The organism is Amycolatopsis decaplanina DSM 44594, from assembly GCF_000342005.1.
In the GTDB taxonomy this organism is placed as follows: domain Bacteria; phylum Actinomycetota; class Actinomycetes; order Mycobacteriales; family Pseudonocardiaceae; genus Amycolatopsis; species Amycolatopsis decaplanina.
In genome coordinates this window covers 224,338-238,805 of sequence record NZ_AOHO01000074.1, presented here as the reverse complement: position 1 = coordinate 238,805, position 14,468 = coordinate 224,338, and the positions used below count along the sequence as shown (strand labels likewise).

14 protein-coding genes are annotated in these 14,468 nt (G+C 70.1%); 6 read left to right on the top strand and 8 right to left on the bottom strand.

Annotated features, from left to right (window positions below; all coding sequences use genetic code 11):
- The first annotated feature begins 110 nt into the window (after positions 1 to 110).
- Complete coding sequence (locus tag H074_RS31270; RefSeq protein ID WP_007034087.1) at positions 111 to 665, top strand: HdeD family acid-resistance protein; 555 nt, start codon at positions 111 to 113, stop codon at positions 663 to 665.
- Here the strand turns inward: H074_RS31270 and H074_RS31265 are convergent.
- Positions 652 to 1,380 carry a hypothetical protein gene (locus H074_RS31265; protein WP_007034086.1) on the bottom strand — a complete coding sequence of 243 codons (729 nt, stop codon included), beginning with the start codon at positions 1,378 to 1,380 and terminating at the stop codon, positions 652 to 654. The genes H074_RS31270 and H074_RS31265 overlap by 14 nt on opposite strands.
- Before the next feature lie 32 nt (positions 1,381 to 1,412).
- Between H074_RS31265 and H074_RS31260 the strand changes: the two genes are divergently transcribed.
- The 4 genes from H074_RS31260 (at position 1,413) to H074_RS31245 (ending at position 6,129) form a co-directional block, all read left to right on the top strand.
- Positions 1,413 to 3,068: an NAD(P)/FAD-dependent oxidoreductase gene (locus tag H074_RS31260; RefSeq protein WP_007034085.1), complete on the top strand. Its 1,656-nt coding sequence runs from the start codon at positions 1,413 to 1,415 to the stop codon at positions 3,066 to 3,068.
- Positions 3,065 to 4,486 (top strand): ATP-binding protein, encoded by a 1,422-nt coding sequence (locus H074_RS31255; protein WP_007034084.1) that lies wholly within the window; start codon positions 3,065 to 3,067, stop codon positions 4,484 to 4,486. Before H074_RS31260 ends, H074_RS31255 begins: the two co-directional genes overlap by 4 nt.
- Positions 4,487 to 4,637: 151 nt before the next feature.
- Positions 4,638 to 4,910 (top strand): hypothetical protein, encoded by a 273-nt coding sequence (locus H074_RS31250; RefSeq protein ID WP_007034083.1) that lies wholly within the window; start codon positions 4,638 to 4,640, stop codon positions 4,908 to 4,910.
- Between the two features lie 112 nt (positions 4,911 to 5,022).
- Positions 5,023 to 6,129: a peptidase inhibitor family I36 protein gene (locus H074_RS31245; RefSeq protein WP_007034082.1), complete on the top strand. Its 1,107-nt coding sequence runs from the start codon at positions 5,023 to 5,025 to the stop codon at positions 6,127 to 6,129.
- Between the two features lie 42 nt (positions 6,130 to 6,171).
- Here H074_RS31245 and H074_RS31240 read toward each other — a convergent pair whose 3' ends face one another.
- The 7 genes from H074_RS31240 to H074_RS31215 form a co-directional block, all read right to left on the bottom strand.
- The gene (locus H074_RS31240) at positions 6,172 to 6,966 is read right to left on the bottom strand and encodes an LmeA family phospholipid-binding protein (protein ID WP_007034081.1); all 795 of its coding nucleotides are present in this window, start codon (positions 6,964 to 6,966) and stop codon (positions 6,172 to 6,174) included.
- 45 nt (positions 6,967 to 7,011) lie between these two features.
- Positions 7,012 to 7,266: a hypothetical protein gene (locus H074_RS31235; protein WP_007034080.1), complete on the bottom strand. Its 255-nt coding sequence runs from the start codon at positions 7,264 to 7,266 to the stop codon at positions 7,012 to 7,014.
- A 293-nt stretch (positions 7,267 to 7,559) separates the two neighbouring features.
- Positions 7,560 to 8,597 carry a LacI family DNA-binding transcriptional regulator gene (locus H074_RS31230; RefSeq protein WP_007034079.1) on the bottom strand — a complete coding sequence of 346 codons (1,038 nt, stop codon included), beginning with the start codon at positions 8,595 to 8,597 and terminating at the stop codon, positions 7,560 to 7,562.
- Between the two features lie 105 nt (positions 8,598 to 8,702).
- Entirely contained in the window at positions 8,703 to 9,293 is a 591-nt protein-coding gene (locus H074_RS31225; RefSeq protein ID WP_007034078.1) for a maleylpyruvate isomerase mycothiol-dependent enzyme family protein, read from the bottom strand.
- 104 nt (positions 9,294 to 9,397) lie between these two features.
- A complete protein-coding gene (locus H074_RS41745; protein WP_235096916.1) occupies positions 9,398 to 9,535 on the bottom strand; it encodes a hypothetical protein in 138 nt (45 codons plus the stop codon).
- Positions 9,525 to 11,876, bottom strand: a complete 2,352-nt coding sequence (locus tag H074_RS31220; RefSeq protein ID WP_007034076.1) for a helix-turn-helix transcriptional regulator — start codon at positions 11,874 to 11,876, stop codon at positions 9,525 to 9,527. The genes H074_RS41745 and H074_RS31220 overlap by 11 nt, the downstream gene beginning before the upstream one ends.
- Positions 11,873 to 13,015, bottom strand: coding sequence for an Hsp70 family protein (locus H074_RS31215; protein WP_007034075.1), 1,143 nt, complete (start codon positions 13,013 to 13,015; stop codon positions 11,873 to 11,875). The genes H074_RS31220 and H074_RS31215 overlap by 4 nt, the downstream gene beginning before the upstream one ends.
- A gap of 295 nt (positions 13,016 to 13,310) precedes the next feature.
- Between H074_RS31215 and H074_RS31210 the strand changes: the two genes are divergently transcribed.
- On the top strand, positions 13,311 to 14,366 hold the full coding sequence (locus tag H074_RS31210) for an IniB N-terminal domain-containing protein (protein ID WP_007034074.1): 1,056 nt from the start codon (positions 13,311 to 13,313) through the stop codon (positions 14,364 to 14,366).
- Positions 14,367 to 14,468 lie beyond the last annotated feature (102 nt).

Sequence of the window (14,468 nt, the reverse complement as noted above, 5' to 3'; positions counted from 1 at the left end):
GCCCTTTCACCTGGACCGAAAAGCCACGCCCGAACGGGTGGTGTGCCGCGCGGTCTTCCTCCGGCGCTTCGATACTGGGTTCCCCGTCCGCGTAGAGAGGGAGCCGGAGAATGCCTCTCGTCGGTCTCACCGTCGTCGAACCCCGCCTGGCCTGGCCGCTCGCGGCCGTGCGCGGGGTTTTCGCCATCCTGTTCGGCGTACTCGCGCTCATCTGGCCCGGCGCCACCGTCCTGGCCCTCGCGATCATCTACGGTGTTTACGCGATCATCGACGGCATCGGTGGCCTGATCCAGGCCTTCCGGCCGGGCGACGCCGCTCATCGCGCCGCCTACGGAGTCCTCGGCGCGTTCGGGATCATCGCCGGTGTCCTCGTCCTGATCTGGCCGGGGATCACGGTGCTCGTGCTGGCCCTCCTGGTCGGCTTCTGGGCGATCTTCACCGGCATCGTCGAGATCGTCGCGGCGATCCGGCTGCGCAAGCAGATCGAGGGCGAGGCGTTCCTCATCGCGGCGGGCGCGCTTTCGCTGATCGCGGGCATCGTGATCGTGTTCAATCCGATCGCCGGCGCGTACGGGATCGCGCTCCTCGTGGGGATCTACGCCCTGCTGTACGGCGTGATGCTGCTCATACTGGCCTTCCGTCTGCGCAAACTCACCCAAGCCTGAAAGCCTGTCGCAAGTGGACCCGGGCTCCGGCGTGGCGCAGGTTCGACAGGCTCGGTGAGCCTTCCACCGCGGTCGCGACGGCGAAGCGGTGGCCTTCGCGGGCGGCCGCGGTCAGGCCGTGGAGGAGCAGTCGCGCCTGCGCGCCTTTGCCGCGATGCGGCCGTGGCGTGGCGGATCCGCCGAGGACGACGCCAGGCCCGTGCGAACTCAGTGCCGCGGCGGAGATCGGCACCCCGTCCTCGACCAGCAGCGACCGCCGGATCCGCGGGACGGCGTGCTCGGCCGCCACGAACGCGGCCACGGCATCGCCGCTTTCGTACCCCTCGAGCAGGATGCGGAGGAAGACGTCGATGTCGGGCGAGTCGTCGACGTCCGCGTCCGGCGCCGCGAGTTCGGTGAGCGCAAGGATCGCGATCGGGCGGACACCGGCGGGCACGAGACCGGCGTCGCGGGGGATCAAGCCCGGCGGCAGCACGAGCGTGGGCGGATCGCCGTCCCAGCACGACGCCCCGGCGAGCCGGACGGCTTGCGGCAGGTTCTCCTCGGTGACCCCGGAGATCGTGCGCAGGAACCGCAGTTCCGGCGCCGTGGCCAGGACCGCCAGCAGACCGTCCTCGCGCCAGGCGGCGAAACGACCGGCAAGCCCCGCCGCCGTGGCCGCCTCACACGCGATGGCGGCACGGGCGTGAATCACTTCTTCGGCTTCGGTCAGCACGACCCGAACGTAATAGGGCTTAGGCTGATCCGGTGAGCCAGCCGATCCTGTTGACCGTCGACGACGATCCCGCCGTGTCCCGTTCGGTCGCCCGCGACCTGCGCAGAAGGTACGGCAAGGACTATCGGATCATCCGTGCGGATTCCGGTGCCGACGCCCTCGAAGCGCTGCGCGAGATCAAGCTGCGCGGCGACGCCGTGGCCGCGATCCTCGCCGACTACCGGATGCCGCAGATGGACGGCATCGTCTTCCTCGAGAAGGCGATGGACCTGTTCCCGAACGCCCGCCGCGCGCTGCTGACCGCCTACGCCGACACCGACGCCGCGATCCAGGCGATCAACGTCGTCGACGTCGACCATTACCTCCTCAAGCCGTGGGACCCGCCGGAGGAGAAGCTCTACCCGGTCGTCGACGCGCTGGTGGAGACCTGGCGCGCGGTGGGGGAGCGGCCGGTCGACGAGATCAAGCTCATCGGCCACCGGTACTCCTCGCGGTCGTTCCACCTGCGCGACTTCCTGGCGCGCAACGCCGTGCCGTACCGCTGGTACTCCGTCGACGACGACGAGGGCCGCCGGATCCTCGACGCGGCGGACGCGGCGCCGCAGGACATCCCGGTGCTGGTCACACCCGACGGCACGGTGCTGCGCCAGCCGTCCGGCCCGGAACTCGCCGACGCCGTCGGCCTGTCCACCCGCCCCACGCAGGAGTTCTACGACCTGATCGTGATCGGCGGCGGGCCCGCCGGGCTCGGGGCGGCGGTGTACGGCGCGTCCGAGGGGCTGCGCACCGTCATCGTCGAGCGCAAGGCGACCGGCGGGCAGGCGGGCACCAGCTCCCGGATCGAGAACTACCTCGGCTTCCCGGACGGCGTTTCCGGCGCGCAGCTCACCGATCGCGCGCGGCGGCAGGCCCTCAAGTTCGGCGCCGAGGTGCTCACCGCCCGCGACGTCGTGGGCCTGGAGGCACGCGGTTCCGCGCGAGTGGTCATGTTCGGCGACGGGACCGAGATCTCCGCGCATTCCGTGGTGCTGGCCAGCGGCGTCACCTACCGGGCGCTGGAGGCTCCCGGTGTCGCCGAGCTCGCAGGCCGCGGCGTGTACTACGGCTCGGCCGCGACCGAGGCGCCCGAGTGCAAGGGCGAGCACGTCTACATCGTCGGCGGCGCGAACTCGGCCGGTCAGGCGGCGGTGTTCTTCTCCAAACACGCCGCCGACGTCACCATCCTCGTCCGCGGCCAGTCGCTCGAAGCGTCGATGTCGCACTACCTGATCGAGCAGATCGCCGGGATCGGGAACATCCACGTCCGCACCCGGACCACGGTGGTCGAGGCGCACGGCGACGATCACCTCGAACGGCTGACCCTGTGCGAGAACGGCGGCGCGACCGAGACCGTGCCCACGGGTCACCTCTTCATCTTCATCGGCGCGGCGCCGCGCACGGACTGGCTCGGTACGGAGATCCAGCGCGACGACCACGGTTTCGTGCGGACCGGCCCCGATCTGCTCACCGACGGCGGCCCGCCGCCCGGCTGGCCGCTGGACCGCGATCCGCACTACCTCGAGTCGTCCATCCCGGGCGTGTTCGTGGCGGGCGACGTCCGGGCGGCGTCGGTGAAGCGCGTCGCGTCGGCCGTCGGCGAAGGCGCCATGGCGGTCACCCTGGTTCACCGGTATTTGGAGGAACAGTGAGCGTTCTGCCCAGGGAGGAACTGCGCGGGCTCTTCCTCTTCGAGCACCTCAGCGAGGAACAGCTCGACTGGATCGACGAGCACGCCGTACTGGAGCGGTACACCGGCGGCACCACGGTCATGCGCGAGGGCGAACCGGCCACCTGCTTCTACCTCCTGCTCTCAGGCGCGCTGCGGATGACGCGACTCGTCGGCGGCACCGAGGTCGAGACGATCCGGTCCGATCAGCGCGGCGCCTACTGCGGTGCGACGCAGTTCTTCGTGCACCAGGAGACCGAACACACCTACGGCGCTTCGGTGCACGCGGTCAGTGACCTCACCTTCCTGACCCTGCCCGCGGCCGAGTTCGCCACCGAGTTCCGCCGCTGGTTCCCGATGGCTACGCATCTGCTGGAGGGGATGTATCTCGGCTGGCGCAACAGCGACACCGTCATCGGTTCGCGACGGCGGCTGCTGGCGCTCGGTGAGCTTTCCGCCGGGCTGACCCACGAGCTCAACAACCCGGCGGCCGCAGCCGTCCGCGCGACGGCGTCGCTGCGGGAGCGGGTCGCCGGGATGCGGCACAAACTCGCGATGCTGGCGAAGAAGAACGTCGACCCGACGCTGCTGGAGCAGTTGCTCGACATCCAGGAACAGCTGGTCAAACAGGTCGCCTCGGCGCCGAAGCTGACCGCGATGCAGCAGGCCGACCGCGAGGACGAGATCGGTGACTGGTTCGACGACCACGGGATCGACCAGGGCTGGGACCTCGCCGACATCTACGTCCGCGCCGGCCTGACCGTGCCGGACCTGGACCGGCTGCTCGACTCGGTCGGGGAGACCTTCCTCGACGGCGCCGTCCGCTGGCTGGCGTACGCGCTCGAGACCGAGATGCTGATGGGCGAGATCGAGGATTCGACGACCCGGATCTCGGTGCTGGTCGGCAAGGCCAAGCAGTACTCCCAGATGGACCGCGCCCCGCACCAGTGGATCGACGTCCACGAAGGACTCGACTCGACCCTCGTCATGCTGGCGGGCAAGACCGCGCCGGGGATCCGCGTCGTGAAGGAGTACGACCACACGGTCCCGAGGATCCCGGCGTACGCGGGTGAGCTGAACCAGGTGTGGACGAACATCATCGACAACGCGCTCGGCGCCATGGGGGCCGAAGGGACACTTACCCTGCGGACGTCCAGAGTGGACGATCACGTGCACGTCGAGATCGGCGACACCGGGCCCGGTATCCCGGCGGAGGTGCGGCAGCGGATCTTCGAGCCGTTCTTCACCACGAAACCGGTGGGGCAGGGGACCGGCCTCGGCCTGGACATCTCCTGGCGCATCGTCGTCGAACGGCATCAGGGCGACCTTCGGGTCGATTCGGAGCCCGGTGCCACGCGGTTCACCGTGTGCCTGCCGGTCTCGGAGCAGTCCGTGATCTGATTTTCCTTCTGCCCCAACGTTTCGCCGGAAACCGGCGACGTCTTCCGTTCGTCGATCGTTCACTTCGAAATGGCTCGCCCGCGCGTCGAAAGAGTCGAACACCGCGCGGGGTACGGATCCGACCACGGTTCGCGAGGTCATCGGCTCGTTGGTGGGCAAGGTGGCCGCGCGGGCGCAGCGGATCCCGGAGTCCTCTGTGGACGGTCTGCGGCGGATCGCCGAGGTGCTCGACGACCTGCTTTCGCGGCCGGAGCAGTGGGCGGCGAACCCGGACGTCCAGCATGCCGTCACCCGGTTGGCGCGAACGGATCTGCCGCTGTCGGTGGAGACCTACTTGAATCTGCCGTGGTGGTTCGCCGCCGAACGGGGGGCAAACTGTGAGCCGAGCGCGGCGAATCGGCTTAGTCGTCCCGATCAGTGGTAAGCGAAAACAGTCTGCCGGTCATTCTGCATGGGCAAGCCGGATTTCTCGTGGTGGACTGCATGAGGCCGATCCGGTCGTGGTCGGTATTCCGTCTTCCTCAGGGAGTTCAGACGTGCGCAAGTACAGACTCGGGGCGGCCTTCCTGGCCGCGGTAGTGGTGTGCCTCGCCGGTGGTGTCCCGGCGAGTGCCGAACAGCGCGACGATCACTGCGTCGCCGACACGGCCACCGGAGTGATCCGGTGCTTCGACAGCGTCGGCGAATCCCTCGCCGCGGCGTCGGCCGGAGAAGTAGGCGCCTCCGCGACCGTGATCAGCGTGCTGTACGAACACGCGAACTTCGGCGGCGCGAGCGTCGCCGTCACCGGGTCGCCGTGCGTCGAGGGGACCAACCAGACCATCGGCTTCCTCGGCGGCTGGAACGACAAGATCTCCTCGTTCCAGACCTTCCACAACTGCTACATCACGATGTACGCGGACGCCGAATACCAGGGCGACACCCAGGAGTGGTACGCCAACGACAGCGGCAACTACGGGTCGAACATGAACGACCGCGGCAGTTCGGTGGTGTATTCGCGCGGGCCGTCCCGCGCCGAACTGCTCAAGGACTGCGGCCGCGCCACCAAGGATTGCAACGCCCATGTCGACCAGCGCGGCCAGGACTTCTACGGCAGCTGGGGCCGCGTCGACACGGTGTACAACTGCAGCGCCAACAAGATCACCCAGGTGATCGGCAAACGCGACACCCGCAGCGGGAAGAACACGGTGTCGAACGAGATCAGCGTGAGCGCGGGCTTCGAGTTCCTCGTCGACTGGTCGGTCGCGTACAAGCGCACCTGGGGCCAGGAATGGGGCTGGGAGACCAGCGAGAGCGTCGAGACCCGGATCGAGGTCAACCCGGGTTACTGGGCCGGCCTGGACCGCTCACCGGTGATGCGGGTGGCCGGCGGCTCGTACGACATGTGGTACGACAAGCGCAAATGGGGCCACCACCAGTGGTACGTCTGGAACTTCAGTGGTGAGGGCCCGGCGCCCGGTGTCGTGGGCCAGACCAGGACGGTCGGCAAGAAGATGACTTCGGACGAGAAGAAGAAGGTGTGCGGGAAGTCGGCCGGTCTCGTGCGGTCGTCCGCCGGAACGCAGGCGGAAACGGCTGCCGCCACGGCCGCGAAGCCTGCCGCGACCGCGGTGCGCGTCGCGCAGGGACCGCTGCACAGCTGACCCGATGATGGCCCTCGTCACCGCGGCGAGGGCCATCGCCGGTCAACGTCCGCCGAGTCGTGGCAGGGTCAGCGTGGTCACCGCGGTCGTCACCCAGCCGAGCAGGTCGCCGAGCGGGATGGTGGACAGCCGTTCCGGCCATTCCTCCGCCAGCGCTTGCAGGACAAGGTGACCGTCGTGCGCCTCGACCGCGGTGAGCCGGATCCCTTGCGGGAGTTCCGGCAAGGGCAGCACGATCGGCCTGAGGCGGGACGGCGGGCCGAACCGGCGACGTCCGATGTGGACGGACATCGGCCGGAGGACTACGGCGTCTCCCTCCACAGTGGACTCCAGGGCGAGATGTCCCCAGAGAGGCCGCCTTTTCCAGCGGACATGGAAATGCCCGTCGTCGCCGGGGGCCACGATGAGGCTCGGCCGGACCTCGGCCACACGCGCCTGCAGGACTTCGGGGGACACCCGGATCGCCATCTTCACCTGTTCGGGGATGGCGGCCGGGGACGGGAGTGAGCGGAGGCGGACGTTCGACGCCAGGACGGTGATGCGTTCCAGCGGGGTTTCCGGCCAGTCGACGTTCTCCACGACGATGCGGACGTCGCCGACCTTGCCGGTGGCGGCCAGGCTGAGGCTGTCGGCCTGGTAGTCGAGGCCGGTCAGGGTGAGCCCCACGTCGTGCCCGTCCACCTTGGCCGTCAGCCGCCGTCCGACCAGCTGTTCGGTCACGGTCTTCAGTATCGCGGCCGGGGTGACGGGCACGTTCGGCAGCAGCGCCCGCCCGGCGGCGGCCAGGCCGAACAGCTCGGGAAGCGGGTTCAGGTCGAACCATCTGCCGTCGCTCATCCGTCCAGTGTCGCCGAACGGGACGCCGATCGCCGCCGCAGGGGGTCAGCGGGCCGCGAAACGGGCGATCACACCCGCCACGATCACCCAGAACGCCGCGGCCAGACCGTAGTCGAGGATGACCGCGAGATTCGGGTCACTCACCGGGAAGAGGCCCGGCCAGAACAACGCCAGCGGCTTGGCCAGCGCCTGGATGAAGATGAAGAAACCGTTGCCCGCGTTGGCTCCCGCGAGCACCATCACCATGTACAGCAGCTCGATGAAAGCGAACAGCGCGCCGATGCCGGTGATGACGCGCACGGCGGTGTTGCTCCTACTGGTGGTTCGCCATCTGGACATGCCGGGAAAGTTCCCGGATTCCGCCGTGGCAAACGCTTCAACGACCAAGTTGAGCCGATCGGCCGTACCCCGCGTACTGCCCGGAGACGGCCTGTGACGGAGCGGAATGCCGGCTGGGAACGTCTCATGGCGAAGTACCAGCCAGGGCGCGAGTGGATGCTCGACCTGATCGCACCTGCGGGCATTGGGTGCCGGGCCGGCCGACGAGCCCGCCGTGGCCTGGCGGAATGGTGATCAGGCCGCCGTAGTGGCCTTCAGGCCCCGCTGAACGGCGCCGTGCTCTCCCGCAGCACGACCCGCCCCCGGGCCTTCTCGACCCGGGCCCGGCCGGCGCGTTCCGGCAGCATCGTCAGTTCCAGCGCCCGTTCGCCGAGATCCTCCAGCGGGAGCGCCACGGTGGTGAGCGGCGGGGTCAGGTCGCGGATCGTCGGGATGTCGTCGAATCCGGCGAGCGAGATGTCACCGGGCACGCCGATCCCGTGCTCGCGCAACGCGGCGAGCGCGCCCGCGGCCATGACGTCGGTCGAAGCGAAGACGCAGGTGACGCGCAGACCTCGGCGGATGAGCCGCTGAGCGGCCTCGTAACCGCCGTCGCGGGTGAAGGGGCCTTCGACGATGTCCTCGCGTTCCACTGTGACACCCGCCTCGGCGAGGGCTTCGAGGAAACCGCCGACCCGGTCGACGACCGTGGTGAGCAGCGGAGGCCCGGACAGCACGGCGAACCGGCGATGCCCGAGACCGAGCAGGGCCCGCGCCAGGTCGGCGGCGCCTTCCCGGTTCTCCGGCAGGACCGCGTCGGCCCGCAGGCCGCGGTGCCTGCTGAGTACGGCGACCCGTCCGCCGGTCGCGCGGTAGCGGTCCAGTTCCCGGCGCAGGCCTTCCTGACGCTGTCGGTCCTCGAAGCCGGAACCGATCAGGAGCATCGCCCGCACACGGTGTCCGCGCATCATCGAGGTGTAGGCGACCTCACGGTCCGGGTCGTGGAACGTGCTGCCGAGGACGACCTGGAGGTCGTGTCGGTTCGCCGCGCGCATCACCCCGCGCGCGATGCCGGCGAAGTACGGGTCGCCGACGTCGTGGCAGATCACCCCGACCGTCCGGCTGGACGAACGGGCCAGCGCCTGCGCGTGCGCGTTGGGGGAATAGGCCAGCCGTTCGGCCGCCCGCACGACACGATCGCGCAGTGCCGCGCCGACGCTCGCGGTGCCGTTGAGCACCCTGGACGCGGTCGCGAGCGAGACCCCGGCCGCCTTCGCGACGTCGCCGAGGGTGTTCTGGGTCTGTCGGACCATTCGTGCTCCCCCTCGGCTCCTGTGGCGGGCGATTCTACGATATGCCGGAAAGCGCTTTCAGAAGGCGCTTTCGCCCGGAGGGTCACTTGTGCGGTGACTGCTCGGTCAATCGTCGAGCGGTGCGCCTCGCCACTGCCAGCCGGCGCGAGAAGGGCGGCCGGGGAGCTCCGCGCGGTCCGTCGCCCACAGCAACACCGTCCAGGGATCGAGGTCGGCGGCGTCCACCTCCGGGAACATCCGCGCGAGCACTCGAGAACAGACGTCACGTGGCGGATCGAGGGTGACGTCGAGCCCCCTGGCCATGTCCTCGCCGTGGACCAGGACTTCGACGCAGCCCATCCCGGCGAAACCTTCGAGGTCGGCGCGGCCGCTCGGGTGGTACGCGCGGACGTCCGGGGCCATCGTGCGGAGCGTGGCACCCAGGATTCCGCCGCCGACCGTGATGAACTCCAGCATTTCCGACGGAGTCGCGGCCTGGTCGGCGACGGATTCGAAGCAGACGAAACGCGGTGTCGACGGCCGTGCGATCAGCAATCCCGCGTAGGAGATGAGGCAGTCGCCGAGGTGCTCGGCCGTTCGCCAGGCGTTCAGCTCGCCGGTGCCCGGCGCCGCCGACCAGTCACGGCCCGATGCCTGGCGCAGTCCGCCGACCACACTCGTGATCGCGGCGTCGAGGTCGCCGGGGGTGACTGTCATCGTGGCATCAGCTCAAAGGTGTGGGAAACGCGACCGGACCGCGGCGGCCGTTCTTCCCGGCCGCGCGCACACCGAAGAACACGTTGTCCTTCGACAGATCCACTTTAGCCCTCGGTCGTGTCGCCGACCCCGACCGCGTGCGTCCAGTCGGCCGCCGCCGAACACGTCCTGCTCGACAGCGGCACCCGGTCACGGTCTGCGGCCGTCCAGTAGCCGAGGTGCGCACGCTGCTCAACCCTCACCAGAGGGAAGCAACTCCCGCAGCATGGCCAACAGTTCCCGCCGGTCACCGGCGCCCAGTTTCCCCCGGATCCGCGCCATATGGTGCTCCACGGTCTTCCCCGAGATGAACAGTTCGCTCCCGGCCTGTTTGTACGTCAGCCCGTCGACGACCAGCCGGGCGACTTCCAGCTCCCGTTCGCTCAAGGCGCTCAACCCGGTGGCCGCGACGGGTTCCGGGGCCCGCCCTTGGAACTGCCGGGCCGCTTCGAGCAGCTGGACCATCGCCTTCCGGTCCGAGGTCCGGATCGCCGCTTGCCCGGCCAGCCGGGAAGCGTCCCAGCAGAGCCCGAGTTCGTGCAGTTCCGACGAAGACGCGGTGATCGCCTCGGGGTCGACGGTCCCGGTCAAGACCGCGAGCCAGCCGCTCGCGGCGGCGGCGAGGGCCGCCGGATAGCGTCCGCACGGCGCGAAATCGTTCAGCGCGGCCAGATGTTCTCCCGCCGACGCGTGATCCTCGACGGTGATGGCGGCGTGCAGTTCGTGCCAGCGCAGTGTGGCTGTCCACAGTGGAGGGTTGCCCAGCTCGTCGAGCACGGCGTGCGCCCGTTCCAGCTGGCCTGCCAGCTTGGCGCCGGCACCGCCCCGTGCGGCCGCGATCGCGAGTTCTCCCAGCGGCAGCAGCGAATACAGGTCCGGCTGCTGCCGCATCGACGCCTGGTACGCCCGGTCCCAGGAACGTTGCAGGCCGGGAAGGTCGCTCGCGCGCCGTGCCAGGCCCAATTGCAGTGTGGCGGCGAAAAGTTCGTCGCGCGCTTCGAGGCCGTCCGGTGGCATCGAGGCCTCGGCGGCCGTCTTGAGATCGCCCGCGGTCATCGCGACCCAGCCGAGCAGCAGCCGGTGCCGTTTCGCGAGCAGGTCGCCGCCGATCCGCCCGTTCACCGCGCGGCTCAGCACCGACTCGGCCAGCGCGAGTTCGCCGGAATGCAGGCCCACCAACGCCGCGAGGGCCGCAGGGCTGTCCGGAAGAGGTGCGGGCGCGCCCGCCGATTCCAGCATCGAAGCCGCCCCCAGCAGGGCCGACAGCGTCTCCGCGCCGCAGCCCGACACGGAGTCGGTGATCGCCCGCGCCATCCGCGAGGCGGCGCCAGCGAACAGGGTCGGGACTTCCGGGGTCTCCAGTACGCCTCGGGCGGCTTCGAGCTTTCCTGTGCCCAGCAACGCGATCGCGGCGAACGCCTTCGATCCGGCCCGGCCGGACCACTGATAGAGCTCCGCGCTGTGCTCCAGTTCGCCGCGATGCGCCAGCACGGTCGCGGCCACTTCGGCGCCCGCGGCTCTGGCGTCCGTGTCCGACGTGCCGCCGAGCATGCCGTCGCCGAGCCGGAGCGCGGTGTCGAGATCCCCGGCCAGTGCCGCGGCGTGCGCCCAGCCGACGGTGAGCGCCGCGCCGCGCCCACCGGCCTCGGACGCGGCTTCGTAGAACCGCGCCGCGAGTTTCGTGTCGTCGGACATCGCCTCGCGTGCGGCCGCCTCGAAGGCCGCCGCCGCGCTCGCGCCCGAACTTCCCGTTCCGAGCAGGGATCGAGCGAGGTCCAGCACCGGAAGTCCGTCCCGCAACTGGAGTTCCACCAGCCGTTGCAGCACCGTCAGCCGTCGCCCTGGCGAACTCCAGGTCCGGATGGCTTCGGCGGCGATCGGCAGCAGGACGTCGTCCTCGCCGAGAAGACCTGTCGCCCTGGCACTGTCGAAAACCTCGGGCAGACCTTCGCGATCGCGGTTCAGCAGCGCCGCCAGGAGATCGAGATTCCGGCCCGCGCCCGCCTCCGCCGCGATCAGGTAGCGGTGCACGTCGTCGTCCAGTTGCTCCAGCTCACCGCGGAAGTCCGCGAGCCGGCCGGTGACCGCCCGCAGCACGAGCCCCGGCACACCACCGGTCCTGGCGTGGACATCCGCCGCGGTGGCCGCGTCACCGCCCGCGTGCTCGACGAGCCGCCGGACGTCGTCGACACCGAACGCGCCCAAAACCACCGATCTGCCGAAGGAATCGGCGAGCGTACGCAGCGTTTTCGTCCGCGCCGCCGGACGGAAGGCCAGGACGACGGGCGCCGTCGTTTCCTCCGCCCGAGCTTTGATCTTCGTGATCTCGTCATCGTCGAGCTGGTCGGCGTCGTCGACCAGCAGCGCCTCGATTCCGGCGTCCGAGTAGTGACGTCCGAGCAGGCCGAGCAGATGGGTCTTGCCGTGCCCGCCGGGGGCGACGACGGTGACCCGCACCGGGAGCTCCGGGGCGGTCGTCACCTCGTCGAGCAGGCGCCGGGCACCCGGATGGATGATGCCGGGCTTGTCGAGCAGTGCGTTCAACAGCGACCTTCGGGGGATGAGTGGGCACCGGGGGTGGGCGGCGCGCACGAGCTCGATGTGGTGGGAGGGGCTTCGGGACCCTTGTCCGCGGTGGCTTCTCGGGTGGTCAGGGTGAGCAGCAGGGTGGTCGCGGCCAGCACCACGACCGCGGCTCCGGCGACGAGGGGCTTGCGCCGGCTGAGCAGTTTCGCCCCCCCGGTGCGTTCTGGCAAGGGGAACGGGGTGATGTCGACCGGCGGCCGTTCGGGCCGCTCGGTGAGCTCTTCGGGCATGTCGACCCGGGGGAGCAGGGTGGTTTCGACGGTCGCGACGGCGTTCGATCCCGCGCCGCCGGGTTGCGGAAGGTCACGTCTCGCGGCGATGTTGGCAGCGCCGGTCGCCACCGTCAGCACCGGGTCGCTCGAAGCGAAGACGGGGCACGGTGTCCGGCCGGGAACCGGTGGTGCCTCGCCGCAGAGCACGATGCCCGCCAGCACCTGTGGCGGGACCCCCGCGCCGTGCGCGAGTTCGAAAACCTTGCCGACGGCCTCACCGGGGTCGACGCCTTCCACCGTTTTGACCGGCTGCCAGCCGTTGACCCCGGCGGCGGCGATCGTGACGACCGCGCCGTCCGGGCCGAATTCGCAGACGCCGGCGGTGACGTCGCCCTGCGGGGCGAGGTACGCGTGCAGTGCCGCGACGGGTGACGCCACCAGCGCGGCACGGGGGAATCCGGCTTCGGCCAGCGCCCGGCGCAGCAGGTCCCGGCGGAACGAACCCCAGCCGACGGGGTGCGTGAGCACGATGTGGCGGGGTTTCTCGCCGAAGCGTTCGGCCGCTTGATCCACCGCGGCGTCCACGAGGACCGCGCTGAGGGATTCGGCCGGGAACCGCTCGCCGCCGACGATCACGGGGACGTCGTCGCCGACCCGCTCGTGGAACCCGGTGAGCAGGCGGGCGGGCGCGGACCGGCCCGCTTCGACCGCGGCGTCCCCGGTGAGCAGGTAGCCGTCGTCGTCGAGGAACACCGCGGACGCCGCCGCCGGGCCGCGCGCGCCGAGCCACGACGGCTCGGGCACGCCCCAGCCGTCGCCGGAGTCCACGCAGGTTGCGGCGGTGGTGCGGGTCGAGGCGATATCGATGCCGAGGACGTAGGGCAACGAGCATCCTCCTTCGCTTGACCAGCCCCTAAGGACCAAATAGGGCCACTCACCTGAACGGCTTGACCCATCCGGGTGAGGGTTGGCATTAAACCCAACCTGATGCGTCTCGGTTAAGCCCCTAACGCCCTAACGATGTCATACCGATCCCCTATTGGCTGAGTGAGCGACGACCAGGAGTGATCCCCGATGTGCCCAGAGGCACCGGCTCACTAGCTTCGGTGACCTGCGCTCAGCCGTGCCCTCCGGCCGCTGAGCCAGCCCCACCGACCTAGACCCCCAGGAGAGTCCTTTCATGGGTTCCGTCCAGACCCTGCACGACTTCACGCTGAACCTGCTGAACGACACCGCGGCCCGCGCGGCGTTCGCCAACGACCCGCAGCAGGTCCTGGCCGACGCCGGCCTCGGTGACATCAACGCCGCCGACGTGCACGAGGTCGTCCCGCTGGTGCTCGACTTCGTCCCGGTCGACACCGCCACCGACCTCACCGGAACCACCGCGGCCACCGCCGACAACCTGGCGGGTTTCGGCGGCGTCACGAACGTCGTCAACGGCACCGACGGCGAGTGCGCCGACGGCGTCCAGGGCGCGATCGACCAGCTCACCGCGCTGACCGCGGGCCTGCCGGTCGCCGTCCCCGGTGCCGACGCACTGCCGGGGCTGCCCGAGGCCGGTCTCCCGGGTGTCCCGGCCGTGCCCGCCCTGGGCGACCTGCCGGTCGACGTCCCGGGTCTGCCCGCCGTCCCGGCCGTCTCCGACGTGACCGACGTGTCGAACGCCGCCGCCGGCGTGACCGCCCTCGCGCAGAACACCGTCGGCGGCTTCGGGCTGACCGACGACCTTTCGCGTGGCCTCGACGCCGCTTCCGTCGGCCAGGCCGGTGACCTCGCCACCGGTGCCGTCGACACCGCGACCGACCTCGCCCACGACGTCCCCGCCGTGGACGCCGCCGGTCTGCCCGCCGTCGACTCGGTTCCGGCCGTCGGTGACCTGTCCAGCGACCTGCCGCGCGCCGACGGTGTCGCGGGCGGTGCCCCCGACTTCCTGTCCACGGTCGGCGACCTGACCAGCGTCATCGGTCAGACGACGGGCGTCGCGGACGTCACCACCAAGGTGCACGACATCGCGGGCAAGGCGCACGACATCGGCAACGGCAACGTCGCGAACGACGTGACCGACAACGTCGCGACCGATGTCACCGACAACGTCGTGAACGACGTCGCGAACCACGCGGGCGTCAACGACGTGCACGACGTCGTCTCCGGGGTGGCCAACAACATCGGCCACGTGGGCGACCTCAACCTCGGTGCCGGCGACATCGCGTCGAACAACGACATCCACATCGGCTGACCTGAACGTCGCATCTGTGCCAGGGCCCCGCAACCGCACCAGGTCGCGGGGCCCGCACGGCATGTTGGCCCATGCCACATTGATTCCGCGCTTGGTTAAGGG